This is a genomic window from Enterobacter sp. BNK-18 (assembly GCF_047456135.1).
Taxonomy (GTDB): Bacteria; Pseudomonadota; Gammaproteobacteria; order Enterobacterales; family Enterobacteriaceae; genus Enterobacter; species Enterobacter ludwigii.
Map to the genome: position 1 here is coordinate 342,163 of NZ_CP179899.1, position 13,219 is coordinate 355,381.

Annotated in this window: 17 protein-coding genes and 1 pseudogene; 13 read left to right on the top strand and 5 right to left on the bottom strand. The window is 50.4% G+C overall.

Translation table 11 applies throughout. The features are described from left to right. The first annotated feature begins 28 nt into the window (after positions 1-28). The 6 genes from ACMGG3_RS01635 (at position 29) to ACMGG3_RS01660 (ending at position 5,603) form a co-directional block, all read left to right on the top strand. Positions 29-1,084 (top strand): catalase family peroxidase, encoded by a 1,056-nt coding sequence (locus tag ACMGG3_RS01635; protein WP_020885057.1) that lies wholly within the window; start codon positions 29-31, stop codon positions 1,082-1,084. Beyond that, positions 1,081-1,626 carry a cytochrome b gene (locus ACMGG3_RS01640; protein WP_335257853.1) on the top strand — a complete coding sequence of 182 codons (546 nt, stop codon included), beginning with the start codon at positions 1,081-1,083 and terminating at the stop codon, positions 1,624-1,626. Before ACMGG3_RS01635 ends, ACMGG3_RS01640 begins: the two co-directional genes overlap by 4 nt. Positions 1,627-1,701: 75 nt before the next feature. After that, on the top strand, positions 1,702-2,289 hold the full coding sequence (locus ACMGG3_RS01645) for a TetR/AcrR family transcriptional regulator (protein ID WP_414149526.1): 588 nt from the start codon (positions 1,702-1,704) through the stop codon (positions 2,287-2,289). Between the two features lie 409 nt (positions 2,290-2,698). Next, positions 2,699-3,193, top strand: coding sequence for a molybdopterin-dependent oxidoreductase (locus ACMGG3_RS01650; RefSeq protein WP_020885054.1), 495 nt, complete (start codon positions 2,699-2,701; stop codon positions 3,191-3,193). 16 nt (positions 3,194-3,209) lie between these two features. Beyond that, a complete protein-coding gene (locus ACMGG3_RS01655; RefSeq protein WP_414149527.1) occupies positions 3,210-5,153 on the top strand; it encodes a putative bifunctional diguanylate cyclase/phosphodiesterase in 1,944 nt (647 codons plus the stop codon). A gap of 63 nt (positions 5,154-5,216) precedes the next feature. Continuing rightward, a complete protein-coding gene (locus ACMGG3_RS01660; protein WP_041162472.1) occupies positions 5,217-5,603 on the top strand; it encodes a hypothetical protein in 387 nt (128 codons plus the stop codon). Between the two features lie 108 nt (positions 5,604-5,711). Here ACMGG3_RS01660 and ACMGG3_RS01665 read toward each other — a convergent pair whose 3' ends face one another. Then, complete coding sequence (locus ACMGG3_RS01665; protein ID WP_014169039.1) at positions 5,712-6,188, bottom strand: GNAT family N-acetyltransferase; 477 nt, start codon at positions 6,186-6,188, stop codon at positions 5,712-5,714. Positions 6,189-6,280: 92 nt separating this feature from the next. Here ACMGG3_RS01665 and ACMGG3_RS01670 point away from each other — a divergent pair, with 92 nt between their 5' ends. Beyond that, entirely contained in the window at positions 6,281-7,240 is a 960-nt protein-coding gene (locus ACMGG3_RS01670; protein ID WP_020885050.1) for a LysR family transcriptional regulator, read from the top strand. A 15-nt stretch (positions 7,241-7,255) separates the two neighbouring features. Continuing rightward, a complete protein-coding gene (locus ACMGG3_RS01675) occupies positions 7,256-7,612 on the top strand; it encodes a DUF4440 domain-containing protein (RefSeq protein ID WP_047956204.1) in 357 nt (118 codons plus the stop codon). A 229-nt stretch (positions 7,613-7,841) separates the two neighbouring features. Here the strand turns inward: ACMGG3_RS01675 and ACMGG3_RS01680 are convergent, their stop codons facing one another. Then, positions 7,842-8,252 (bottom strand): ASCH domain-containing protein, encoded by a 411-nt coding sequence (locus tag ACMGG3_RS01680; RefSeq protein ID WP_414149528.1) that lies wholly within the window; start codon positions 8,250-8,252, stop codon positions 7,842-7,844. 179 nt (positions 8,253-8,431) lie between these two features. Then, positions 8,432-8,830 (bottom strand): MerR family transcriptional regulator, encoded by a 399-nt coding sequence (locus ACMGG3_RS01685; RefSeq protein ID WP_414149529.1) that lies wholly within the window; start codon positions 8,828-8,830, stop codon positions 8,432-8,434. Between the two features lie 80 nt (positions 8,831-8,910). On the opposite strand from ACMGG3_RS01685, the gene ACMGG3_RS01690 reads away from it, so the two are divergent. Together ACMGG3_RS01690 and ACMGG3_RS01695 are read left to right on the top strand one after the other, a co-directional pair. Further along, positions 8,911-9,387 carry a DUF2938 domain-containing protein gene (locus ACMGG3_RS01690; RefSeq protein WP_414149904.1) on the top strand — a complete coding sequence of 159 codons (477 nt, stop codon included), beginning with the start codon at positions 8,911-8,913 and terminating at the stop codon, positions 9,385-9,387. A gap of 294 nt (positions 9,388-9,681) precedes the next feature. Next, positions 9,682-10,056 carry a cell envelope integrity TolA C-terminal domain-containing protein gene (locus tag ACMGG3_RS01695; RefSeq protein WP_414149530.1) on the top strand — a complete coding sequence of 125 codons (375 nt, stop codon included), beginning with the start codon at positions 9,682-9,684 and terminating at the stop codon, positions 10,054-10,056. Between the two features lie 89 nt (positions 10,057-10,145). Here ACMGG3_RS01695 and ACMGG3_RS01700 read toward each other — a convergent pair whose 3' ends face one another. Continuing rightward, a complete protein-coding gene (locus ACMGG3_RS01700) occupies positions 10,146-10,526 on the bottom strand; it encodes an antibiotic biosynthesis monooxygenase family protein (RefSeq protein ID WP_414149531.1) in 381 nt (126 codons plus the stop codon). Between the two features lie 53 nt (positions 10,527-10,579). Then, positions 10,580-11,473 (bottom strand): NAD(P)/FAD-dependent oxidoreductase, encoded by an 894-nt coding sequence (locus ACMGG3_RS01705; RefSeq protein ID WP_032681458.1) that lies wholly within the window; start codon positions 11,471-11,473, stop codon positions 10,580-10,582. A 122-nt stretch (positions 11,474-11,595) separates the two neighbouring features. On the opposite strand from ACMGG3_RS01705, the gene ACMGG3_RS01710 reads away from it, so the two are divergent. The 3 genes and pseudogenes from ACMGG3_RS01710 to ACMGG3_RS01720 all read left to right on the top strand — a co-directional run. Further along, positions 11,596-12,255, top strand: coding sequence for a TetR/AcrR family transcriptional regulator (locus tag ACMGG3_RS01710; RefSeq protein WP_193163125.1), 660 nt, complete (start codon positions 11,596-11,598; stop codon positions 12,253-12,255). 218 nt (positions 12,256-12,473) lie between these two features. After that, positions 12,474-13,043, top strand: a complete 570-nt coding sequence (locus ACMGG3_RS01715) for a dihydrofolate reductase family protein (protein WP_073395695.1) — start codon at positions 12,474-12,476, stop codon at positions 13,041-13,043. Between the two features lie 50 nt (positions 13,044-13,093). After that, positions 13,094-13,211 (top strand): annotated as a pseudogene (locus ACMGG3_RS01720) (IS3 family transposase); the annotation flags it as partial. Between the last annotated feature and the right edge of the window lie 8 nt (positions 13,212-13,219).

Sequence of the window (13,219 nt, forward strand, 5' to 3'; positions counted from 1 at the left end):
ATTGTGTATTCACTGTGTGAGCAAAAATATGACGAACACTTCACTTTCCACCGGCCAAAAAATAGTCCGCCTGTGCCTGGTCGCGATTATTCCCCTTGTCTTGATAGCGCTGTTTCTCTGGTCAGGCGGCTGGCTGACGCCGAATCGTCTGACGTCTGACAAACTGGTTTCGGTATTGCAGAAATCGGGTGGGGAACATCCCGGTTTTCGCCGCAATCACGCGAAGGGCGTGTGCGTGGTGGGGGATTTTATCTCTAACGGCCAGGTCAGTTCGTTATCGCGAGCAGCGCTATTTGCCCCTGGCGAAACGCCAGTTACGGGCCGTTTCGCCATCGCAGGGGGTAACCCAAAAGCGCCGGATTATGCCGTTCCCGTGCGCAGCATGGCGCTGCAATTCAGGCAGAGCAACGGCGAGCAGTGGCGAACAGGCATGAACGCGATGCCACGCTTTCCGGTCTCTACCGTTGAAGACTTCTATGCGCTGCAAAACCTGACTCTGCCCGATCCGGCAACCGGTAAACCCAACCCCGATAAGCTTAAGGCGTTTGTGATCGCGCATCCTCAGATGCAACCCTACCTCGCCTGGGCAAAGCAGTATGTACCTTCATCCAGTTGGGCAAGCGATCGCTTTAATAGCCTGAATGCATTTCGCTTTATTGATAAAACGGGTAAAGAGCATCTGGTCCGCTGGAGTATGGTGCCGCATATTGGCTCTCAGCCGATGAGCGAGGCGGATAAAAATGATAAAGATTTTCTGCAACACGATCTTGAAGAGCGCCTGAAGCAAGGGCCGCTGAAATGGGATCTGATGATTACCGTCGCTAAACCGGGCGATCCGGGCAACGATGCAAGCCAGGTTTGGCCTGAAGATCGGCAAACCATCAATGCCGGCATGCTCGTGCTGACGCGTGCAACACCGCAGCAAAACGGTCCGTGCAATGACATCAACTACGATCCGCTGATTTTGCCCGATGGCATTGCCCCTTCGGACGATCCTTTACTGAATGCGCGCTCGGCGGCCTATGCCAAATCCTACAATGCGCGTACCCGTGAACAGTCCCAACAGTCAGGAGCTGGCTTATGAAACAGGTTGCTTATTTCCATCCGGCGTTGCGCATTCTGCACTGGTTCATGGCAGCGGCTATCGTGGCAATGCTGTTTATCGGCATTGCGATGGTTTCAACCATTTCGTCGAAGCATGCCCTGCTGGTGGCGATCCACAAACCGCTGGGGCTGATGATTCTGGTTCTGGTGGTGGTCAGGCTATGGCTGAGGTTTTATACCTCCGTCCCTTCGCTACCGGCTTCCATACCGGCCTGGCAGCGCCTGATAGCGCATCTCTCACACTGGGCGTTATACCTCATGATGTTCCTTCAGCCCCTGATTGGCTGGGCGATGCAGTCAGCGGCGGGGTACCCCATCACCCTCGGCGGCGGGGTTGTTTTGCCACCCATTGTTCCGGTGAATAACGACTGGTTTGCCATTCTGCGGCCTTTGCACTCTCTGGTTGCGCTGATGCTATTTGCTACCGTGATGCTGCATTTGGCGGCCGCGCTTTTTCATGCGTTAGTGCTGCGAGATGGCGTCTTTGACAGTATGGCGGGGAGCGGCAGACGGCGGCAGTAAAGGCGGCCTGTCGGTAGGTTTTCGCTCTGCTCTCTGATATCTTATTGATCTGTATACTGACAATGGGTTACGGCTATGTCCACCGAACGTTCACAGAAAGCAAACGACATTATATTTTTCACGCGACAATTGCTTACCACCGGTGGCTACCGAAGCTTCAGTTTTGCCGACCTTTCTGAAAAGGTGAATATTCGCAAGGCGAGTATTCACCACCATTTTTCAAGCAAGGCGGAGCTGGTAAGGGTCGTCGTGAGCGAGTATCGCCAGGAGGCTCGCGCCGGAATGCAGGCATTAAGCCGTCAGCTAAATAATCCGGTTGCCGAACTTCAGGCCTATGCCGATTATTGGGCCAAATGCATCCAGGACGGTTCTGCGCCATTTTGTATCTGCGCGATGCTTGCCGCCGAACTGCCGACGTTGCCGCCCGAAGTCGCTTCGGAAGTGACGGGACATTTCGCCGATCTCTCTGGCTGGCTGACGGAGTTGCTCCAGAAAGGAGAAAGGGAAAAATGCTTTACTGTCCGGTCAACCCACGCCAGCGAGGCGGGGCAGTTAATGGCAACGGTACATGGTGCCATGTTAGCCGCACGCGCGTTTAACGACGCGAAAGTATTTCAGCAAATCGTCCAGCCGGTCATCGACAATATTCTTGTGTCGGATTGATCGCTCGATAGCACGACATTGCCCTTTTAACCTGCTTATAAGGGCGCAATGTGCATCTCTCCTGAGGGTATTCCGTACCAATAATTGACCACTCCGCACAAATTCTGACCGTTTAAGACGCAACGGGGGATTAGAAACGACAATTTTTTCAAATTCCGCCTTCGTCCAATTTTAATAACCTGCTCTGTCTCATATTATCATGGTGTAAAAGGGAGACAGGGACACGTCTGAAGGCTAATCTTTGTTAATGACGATACGGCAAGCAACAACGTCGGGATGGCTGTCATGGACCGTTAAACGAGAGTATAACGGGACCGTTTCGTCCTGGAGTCTTATCTGGTTGGCTGGTAACAATTTGTGTCAGAATAGACGACAAGACATACCTATTTCCTTAATGGAGTCATCGCGCATGAGAATGGCAATCACCCTACTTTTCTTGATTATTTCGACCTGTTCCTGGGGGAAGGAACTCCCTAAGCTTGAAGGGAAACCCGTGTTAACCATCTCCGGGAAAATCGAGAACAGTAATCAAAATGGCGCTGCAGTCTTTGATATCGCTGGCCTGGAAAAAATCGGCCTCGTTACCATGCGTACCCGTAACCCATGGTATAATGACCAGACAAGCTTTGAGGGTATTCCCATGAAAAAACTCATGGAACTGGTCGGCGCCAAAGGCACTGTTCTGAGTGTAACCGCGCTCAATGATTATACGACTGAAATTCCCATTGAAGACTTCACAAAATATAACGTGATCCTTGCAATAAAAATGAACGGCCAATATATGCGCGTTCGCGACAAGGGCCCTCTGTTTATTGTCTATCCTTATGAAAGTAACAAAGAGTTGGATAACCAGGTCTATTACTCGAGATCAGCATGGCAGATTAGCAAAATGGTCGTAGAGTAATAATCTGGAGAAATGCATGAACAGGATCCTGGTAGGCATTATATTTTTCCTATTCATTACAACCGGGTATATTTCATTTCTTTTGCATGAGCGGCAGGAGGATTTGCAAAAACTCAACCATTATAAGGACTCCTGGTCTGTGTCTCAGATGGTTTCAGAATACTACAGGCTGGAGTCGTGGATCAGCCGTTATTCTGACAATAATCCTGATATCACCATGGACGATCTCCGCATGCGGCTGGAGATCATGCTTAGCCAGCGTGAGTTACTGAAAGAAGGCGATTTAGGGAAATATGTAAAGTCGAATAAAAGCCATAATGCACTGGCAAAAAACCTGCATGAAACGCTTGATTACCTTGATCATCATCTGGAAGGGATGAGTCGCGCTCAACTTGCTGATTATCTTGAGAAAATGTATGCGCTTGATTCCTCCCTTAGCCAGTTTTCATCCAGTGCACTCTCCAATGATGTTAACTCCATCAACGAGACAAACCAGAATATACAAAAGCTGTATCGTATCTACTCAGGCCTTTCGGTTCTGCTGATTATTTTAAGTGCGATATTGGGTGTTTTAAACGTCTGCCAGAACAGGAAGATACTTAAAACTCACCGACAGGTTACCAGCCTGGCAAATGAACTCCAAAAATCGAAGGAAATACTCCAGCAACAGAATAAAAAACTGGCGTATGACGTTTACCATGACTCGTTGACGGGGCTTAAAAACAGGCTTTATTTCTGGGATGATCTTATTAATAACATCTCGATAGCGAGCCGCATACACAGGCCAATCACGGTCATGTTGTTTGATCTCGATCGCTTTAAAGAAGTCAATGACAGCTTTGGTCACGATGCCGGCGATCTGTTATTGCGTGAGGTTGCGCACCGGTTATCCTCCATGAGCAACGAAACAAATACATTCTATCGCCTCGGGGGCGACGAGTTTGCATTATTGTCGCATGAGCTGACGGAAGAAAGTGCCGTTAATCTGGCCATGGAAATCTGTGAGTGCATTAAAAAGCCTTACATAATAGGTAACTCTAACGTCACCATTGGTACCTGCGTCGGTATTGTTGTTTCAGAGTTAGAACGACGTTCAGATTACCTTTATAAGTTTGCCGATCTGGCTCTGTATGAAGCTAAACGTGCAGGCTTAAACATGATCAAAGTGTTTCGCCGTATTATGCTGCAAAAGCTCGAGGAAAGCAGAACCCTGGAGCGTGATTTATCAGTGGCAGTCGCAAATAAAGAGTTGGTCGTTTACTATCAGCCGATTGTTGATTCGTACACCACTGAAATATATGGCTATGAAGCCCTTCTGCGCTGGAATCATCCCGTTAAGGGCATCATTGCGCCGGATGATTTTATTTCGGTAGCAGAGAAAACGGGATTCATTCATGAGATAGGCAAAGCCGCGCTTGAAATCGCCTGCAAGGAAGCGACGACATGGAAGGTGCCGGCAAGGATCTCTGTCAACGTGTCTCCGGTGCAGTTAAGCAGTATGAATTTTGTCGATACAGTACGCGCAGTGCTGGCCGAAACGGGGTTGCCCGCGACCCGACTCGAACTGGAAGTGACGGAATCTTCGCTGTTTACCGACAGTGAAACCCCCATCGAAATCCTTATGGCGCTCAGAGTGCTGGGCATAAAAATCTCTATTGATGATTTTGGTACGGGCTATTCCTCCCTTTCAAGATTGATTCAGTTAGGCTTTGATAAAATAAAAATCGATAAATCGTTTGTGCGAACAATATCCACGGATGAAGAAACTCAGACCATCGCAAAATTAATGGTCGGCATGGCGAAATGCCTTGATATGATAATTATTGCTGAAGGCGTTGAAACCAATGATCAACTGTTGTGCCTTCAACGTTTAGGGTGTGATTTGGCACAAGGATATCTCTTTGGAAAGCCCGCGCCCTTTATCAGTCAATCAATCAAAGCGGGTGAAACACTTGTTTAATCCTGCGGCGACGCTCCCTGGTCAACACGTGTGCCTGGCGCCTGGAAGAGAAGAGAGGGCGATATGCAGGCGCAACGGCTGATGGGGGAGGGGTATGAACCGTACGTTGAGCAACAGGGTGACAGACTGACCTACTCTTTGCCGGTCGATTCCGGATTTGTCAGTTTTAACTTCACGTTTGATCTTCGCCAGACCGATCTGGATGTCCTGCTGTCGAGCGATTACAGGCGAGCCGTCCTCGAGATCACGGCCCACACCTTGCTCCAGCATTCGACACTGAAGGGGAATGACCGTTTCACTCAGAAAGACTTCGACAATCTGGTCGCAGTCACACTCCACGCATCGCTGGCGCTTTTGCACATATTCATTTCGCGCGTGAGCCGTGAGCACAATATTGCCATTGACCATTATGTCGAAGAAATACTCCACCGACGAACGCGCCGCGACTGAACAGGCCCGAAGCCTGATCAATGTGTTCCTGATACTCCCCTCAACGCGAACATGATTGCCCCTCAACAGAAGCAGCCTGCATCTGCAATTTGCTGCAACACGGTCGCGTTATTCGGCAAAGTTCAACAGCGCGTTACCCTCCAGGCGATACCGTACCCATTCGTTTTGAGGTAATGCGCCAATGCTGAGGTAAAAATCAATTGCGGGCTGGTTCCAGTCCAGTACGCTCCATTCAAGGCGTCCGCAGCGCCGTTCCACGGCATATTGCGCAATTTTCTTCAGCATCGCTTTTCCCGCGCCCTTGCCGCGATAATCGGGGGAAATATACAAATCTTCCATATAAATACCGTTACGTCCAAGCCATGTGGAGTAGCTGGTGAAGAACACGGCGTACCCGGCGATTTTCCCTTCAATCTCGCAGATTAATGCTTCGGTATGGCTGCCGTCGCCAAAGAGTGTTTCGCGAATCTCATCCGGTGTGGTGACCACTTCTTGCGGGGCTTTTTCGTAAACCGCCAGCTCATAAATCATATCGTAAATAGCGGAGGCATCTTCCGGGCGGGCCTGGCGAAGGCTGATACTCATATGTTTTCCTGTCTTTTTTGCAAGGCATCGTTATTGATGGCGTTAAGCATAGGGGGTATTGTCGGAAGAATTAAGTGCAATGAAATCACCCAATGATGAATATTATGCATCCAGCGCTACGACGTCTTGATTTAAACCTGCTGCTCATTTTTGACGCCATTTATCGGCACTGTTCCGTTCGCCTCGCCGCGGATGAACTGGCGATGAGCACCTCTGCGTTGAGCCACGCGCTGTCCCGACTGCGTATTGCGCTCAATGACCCGCTATTTTACCGGGAAGGCCACCGGATGTGCCCAAGCGTGTATGCTACCCAGCTCGCGCCGTCTATTGCATCAGCACTGAAATTTCTCAATCAGGAGCTGACTGTACAACCGGCGTTCGTGGCTTGCGAAAGCACGGAGCGGATCCAGATTGCGATTACGGACTTTACCGCGTTGTGCATTTTCCCGACGTTGATGCAGAGACTGCAGCAGGAAGCGCCTGGCTTGCGCTTTGATTTACGCTATTTGCCACACAGCCCGGCGCTGAACGAACTGTTGGCAGGAGAAGTGGATCTGGCGCTGGGATTCAGTACACCCGACGATATCCGCCACAATGAACTGGATGAGATAAACTGGTTTGAGGATGAGTATGTTGTCATCAGCAATACCCGCCGAACACAGCTGACGCTGGAAGATTATCTTGCCGCACGGCATCTGGTGATAACCCCCTGGAACGAAAAGCAGGGGGTACTGGATTTACGGCTTGAGCAGTTGGGGTATACGCGGCAGATAGCGCTTAAGACGCCATCCATGCTGAGTGCCCCGTTTATCGTTGCGGAAAGCGACCTGCTAATGGCCATTCCCCGTTTTGCAGCTGAGAAGCTGAAACATGCTGCCAGTATTCAGATTTTTTCATTGCCGTTCACCATAAGCCCGTTTGAAGTAAAGATTTACTCGCATAAACGCAGTGGCCAGAGAGGGGCAACCAAATGGCTGAAGACGACACTTCACATGCTGGCGGACGAGTTGCCGCAAAACATTTATGGCCATGAAACTGACAGTCGAATTTGAATGAGGGTAAATGCCATGCTTCTGGAACAGTTGAAAACGCTGGAACGCACGCTTCATGGCAGCAGGCGCAACGATCGTGAATGGCTTGAACAGATACTTCACGACCAGTTCAGGGAAATGACACGATCAGGTGTGTTGATCGATCGTTCGCAGACAATAGAGGCACTTTCTGCCGAAACAGTTATCCCGACCATTCTCAGCAGCGACTTTCAGCTCATTAAAATAAGAGAGGATGTCGCGATATTGCACTACAGGACATTCAATGCGGACGGCACTCGCCCAACTTTGCGCTCTTCGTGTTGGGAGCGGGCCGGGAGCGGGCAATGGAAACTGGTATTCCATCAGGGGACACCTGATGCGGGGAGCGGATAAGGTCCCAGGAGCGCACCGCAGAAAACGATTTCTGGATCTCAAGTGGGGTGAGTTAAGCCAGCCGACGGGCTGGCCTGAAATAGCGGCATTGCTCCACGCTTATTGTAAGCTTGTGGGGTCGCTTATCGCTCGTAGCAAACCTTGCGGCTCTTATGTCGGTCCGCTTTGTGCCAGAAGCGGGAGTTGTTATAAAGGGCAGGGGATTGAACGCAAGATCGTTTAGCTGATCTTACAGTAGTTCAACCACTTCAAATTCTTCTGTAATTAGCTCCATTTCTTCAGAGAAATACCCTTCGCGGGTGAAAAACCGCTGATGTTCCTTCTGCCAGTGTTCAAGGCTTAAATCGCCTTCACCTTCTTTGCGGGCAAACTCCTCAGTAACATCACAAAAACGAACCAGTCGCATTGAAACCAGCCTGATTACGCAGACCGGGATGCTCTGGCCATCAAGGATAATGTTATAGCTCCCAATTTTCGGCGCAGGCTCTTCCTGCTGATAAGAGGCAAATGATCCGCAAGAGGCTGTTTTGATCCCTTTTTTAATCAGATCCGCAAGCTCACTGGCCAGTTCCGGGCTGTCACCCATTTGCCAGGCATTTGCACCTGGATACTTCACTTTCAATTCCTCAACAGCAGCCATGAATAGCCCTTCTTAATTGTCTATGAAAAATGTCACACGGAGTTGAGCATGAACTGTCCAGATATTAATAGCGATGTTTCCCACTGGTAACGTCGTCCACTTTTTGCTGCTGGAGACTTCACAACTCTTTTGTTAATCCGCCTGGTATCATGAGGCGTGCCCGATTCGTTAATCGTCATTTATATGACGAGCCGAAGTCCTTTTGAGACAATCTTTTTGAACTCATCGCATTCGGAATGCACGCTTTTCGAACAGCAAGCAACATGCTTCAGTCCCCGGCTTAACAACTGGAGCCGACGGATGGTACTGTCGATCTCCTTTGCTCGTTGAAGAAGCAGAACATTGTTGAGTATGAGTTTGTTGTCTTCACTGAACATGTCGGCAATCTCATCAAGACAAAAACCTGCTGCCTGTCCCAGAGCGATTAATTGCAATTTATTGACCACAATCTCGTTATACTGCCTCCTAAGGCCATTACGACCAATAGGTTTAATAAGCCCTTTCTTTTCGTAATATCGCAATGCCGATGGTGTAACTCCCGTAAGGTTGGCGACTTCTCTGATATCCAGTTCTTTCATTGTTGACTTAAACCGCACTTTAAGTTGCACACTGATTATCAGCTTATCATTTCACTGATAAAAGGAAGTGGACTTTGGATATTATTTTCAAAACGATCATAACGGGAATTGGCGCAACGCTGGTTATGGATTTGTGGTCACTTTTTCAGAAGTACATTCTGAAAATACCACCATTGAATTATGCTTTGGTTGGGCGCTGGGTTTTACTCCTCCCTAAGGGGAAATTCAGGCATCACACCATTCTTTCATCGCCGCAGATACATGGAGAGATGCTTACTGGCTGGATATTCCATTACCTTACCGGTATATTTTTTGCGTTTATCCCGTTTTCGCTTGACGGAAAGTGCTGGCTCCATGAACCCTCGCTGTTAATTGGCGTGTTGACAGGCTTAATAACGTTAACTGCCCCGTTTTTGATGTTGCAACCCGCGTTTGGCTTTGGTATCGCGGCCTCACGTACACCTCATCCATGGCTTTTGCGTCTGTTAAGCCTGCTTACACACATTGTATTTGGTATTGGCTTATATGGCGTTGCCGCTGTTTTGGCGTCATTCTAAGAGCCTCATCAAGTCGTTCAGGCGTGAGACAGCTCGTGCTTCTTACCCGGAACTACCCTCTGTCGAATTTCGCAATAATCGGCATTTTGAGAGCGCTTAAGAGGCGGGCATTGAAAAACTCCATGAGGTTATCAAAAGGGAACCAGTAACTGCTTAATAACGACCTCGTCATCGCCAGAATGGGCAGTTGAAAATGTACTCGTGATGGCGGAATAATCTATCAATGTACATAACGAATTTAATGGAGTGAGGGTGCAGGGAGTGAGAGCGAATGAAATGGTAAGGAAATTTTTTATGCTGGCATTTGTTGCCAGTCTGGTAACGGGATGCACGCCATTAAAACCTTCCGGATGCCATAAAACCACTGCAAGGGCTAATTGCGGTTCTGGCTACTGGGACGATCAGGATGAATGGGGCGCGCAAGCGCGGGCGATCAGAGCAGCGATAAATGCAAAACTGGCTGACCCACAAAACTGGAAAGGGAAGAAGTGTCGATTACACATAGAGTTTGCTCAGAATGGTAAGGCTTTAAACATATCAACTAGCGACGGTAATAAAGCATATTGCGAAGCGGTAAAATCAGCAGCCCAGAAAGCCACCTTTCCAGCTTTTACTAATCAGGAAGTGTACCGCGATTTTCAAAAATCTCGCTTTGATTTACGCGGTTAGTCATACCATGAACATCAGTAGGTCCGCTTTTCGCTCGTAGCGGACCTTACGGCTCAGTTAGGGGGGCGCGCTTTACTATATTTCCGGAGTCAGGCTGTGCAGAAGCCGGGGACGGCGACCTTCTGGAACAGATGAGGGCTGGCTATGACGGATGAAGGATATGCTGGAAGTTTCGCGAGGAACTCGGGATCAGTGAAGGCCGCGCGAACCGCCTCGGTGGATTCCCACACTACATAGTTCAGGTAAGTCGGACTATCGCCAATCGCCCGATGTAATTGCATGGAAATGAAGCCCGGTTGCTTCGTTATGACCTCGGCAGCTGCCTTGAAAGCGTCCAGGAAGCCTGCTTCGTCGGCGGGATCCAAGACCGCGAAGAGGTTGATTAGCACGAGAGGTGCAGCCGCAACGCCTAGTTGGCGGTCAAACGGAAATTTCTCGTCCAGAGGTTTAAATGGTTTTATCGCGGCCATGGCGGCACTCCTGTCTACAGTAAATTGAACTGGATGAACGATGCTGCCTGCGCTCAACTGAGCATCGACTGCTGAGCGAAGATACCCGCCATCGTGCCTTGCCATGCTGCCGTAGTGACCGAGGGGATACCGGGGTTGGCAAGGTCACCGGCGGCGTAGATGCCAGGCATGCTGGTTTCGCGGCGCTCGTCGGTCTTGAGGGCGATGCCGGTTGGCGTATTGACCGTGGCGAGGCCCAGTGCATCATGAAGGCTTGCGGACGGCCTGGTCCGCGGATGCGCGAACAGAATATCGACTGAAACATCGGGGCCGGATTCGATCCTGATGGTGGCACTATGGCTTCCGTGAGGTTCGATTTCAGTGATCCTGCCATCAATGAGAGGTACCTGGCGAGTGGCCAGATCGGCCCGTATGTCGAGACTGATGTCGTGACCGTTGCCAAAGACAGTCAATCTGTTTGTCCAGTCGTGGAAGAGCCTGACCTGATTGTGCGACTGTACGCCAGACCAGATGAGGCCCCAGTGCTGGTCGGCGACTTCAAAGCCGTCGCAATAGGGGCATGGTATGATGGATGTACCCCAGCTTTCGGCAAAGCCGGGAATATCAGGCATCTGGTCAGCGACGCCATAGCTCAGAATTAAGCGGCGCGCCCGCAGGCTTTCGTTATCGTCCGTGACGACGCAGAAATCGTCGATGGTGCCAGATACGCTTTCGGCCCGCGCGTTGACGAGCTTGATCGTTGGGTAGCGTGCCAGTTGCTGCCGCGCCTCGGCCAGGATGTCCTGTGGCGGCTTGTGATCGTGGCCGAGCACACCATGTGAACGGGCAGCAAAGCGATTACGTTGCCGGCCAGTGTCGAGGACCGTAACCTTGCGACGGGCACGGCCAAGCTGCAGGGCGGCGGCAAGACCGGCAAAGCTGCCTCCGATGATGATGACGTCATTCATGGTGATGAGTTCCGTGTTGAGGATGTAAGGAGATGTGCTAGCTCTGGCGCACCTTGCACATTTATGAAACTGCATGGTATCGTAATTAAATAATTACGATACTGTCAAGGACTGTATTTATAGTGACCAATAAAAACAACCCGACCCGGCGGGGCCGGCCTGTCAACGAGGCGCTTGGCCAGACAATCGTCGAGGCCGCCTCCGAGCTATTCGTAGAATTGGGATTTCAGGCGACGACCCTGGACAAAGTCGCCCAGCGAGCGAAGATATCCAAACTCAGCATCTATCGGCACTTCGAGAACAAGGAGGCACTCTTCAGTGCGGCCATTGTGGCCGGTTGTCATCAGTTGTTTGCACCACAGTCCCTTCTTGAAGGCGTTGACGGTTCGGTTGAAGATCAACTGATGGCGGTGGGATCATTACTGCTGCGCACGTTGCTGAGGCCCGACGTGAGTAGCGTCGAAGCCATGGTCATGGCTGACAAGACGAATCAAAAGTCGTTAAGCAAGCTCCATTATGAAGCTGGCCCCGCTCATGTCATCGCCCAAATCGAAGCTCTTTTACGTCAATTGCACCAGAAAGCGCTTCTGAACGTTCCCGATCCTCTTCAATCCGCTCGCTTGTTTGCCGCGCTTTTCAAAGGCTCTGACCTTCTGATTATCGCGCGCTTCGATGCGGCCAGAGCAGAGGACGACAACGAAATCGAATCATATTGTCGGTCGGCCGTCGCCATGTTTATCGCCGCGCACGGTGGCACCCAGGATGCGATATCGCAGCTGTGAACTTGCCCTATATTCCCGCTCCGTCCTGGTCGCAACGTAAAGCCCAGACGTGATGCAACTGGAATGTCCGCTAGCGGACATTCACCTAAGGTAACTTGCTCGCTGCGTGCCTGGAGCAGATGTTGCTAACATTGTGATGTGACTTTATCGCAGCATATCAATATCGCTAACATTGCTAAACTCAACGAGATATATGCAACCTGAATACGGAGCACGTGATGGTCACCACACATGTTTTCATCGCGGTCAGTCTTGATGGTTATATCGCTCGACAGGATGGTGATATCGACTGGCTGTTGAAGCGCGATGACCCGACAGAAGATCATGGCTATGCCGCATTTATCGCGGACAAAGAATGGATCATTATGGGGCGAGGCAGCTATGAGAAGGTGCTGACTTTTGACGAATGGCCTTATGATCGACCCGTGCTGGTGCTTTCCCGGCAGCTAACCGGTACCCCCGTGCCCGAGGCGCTGAAGGGTAAAGTGCAGTTTTCATGCTGCACGCCAAGGGAGGCTCTTACTGAGCTAATGGAGAAGAACGTGCACCGGGCCTATATCGATGGTGGGCAGTTAATACAGTCGTTCCTTCGCGAAGGTCTGGTCGCCGATATCGTTATCACTACTGTTCCTGTCCTGCTCGGTTCGGGAAAGGCGCTGTTCGGAGTGCTGCCCCATGATATAGATTTGACGCTATTATCCAGCCGTAGCTTCCCTTCGGGTCTGGTACAGTCACACTATCGGCTGACGTCATATGCTGAATCTAAGCAGAGTGATGACCTCCGCTAACGCGAGAAAATGCCCCATCTGCCAGCGGTACTGTTTTACTTCTACGGCCTTACTTCAGTTCGCTCAAAAAGCAATGAATCAGAGAAGCGGGTCTACAAACTCCGGAATCTGGCTCGCGCCGATATCTTCGATGACATTGACATGTTTATCAGTCGGAGACGGCGGTAAAGCCATAT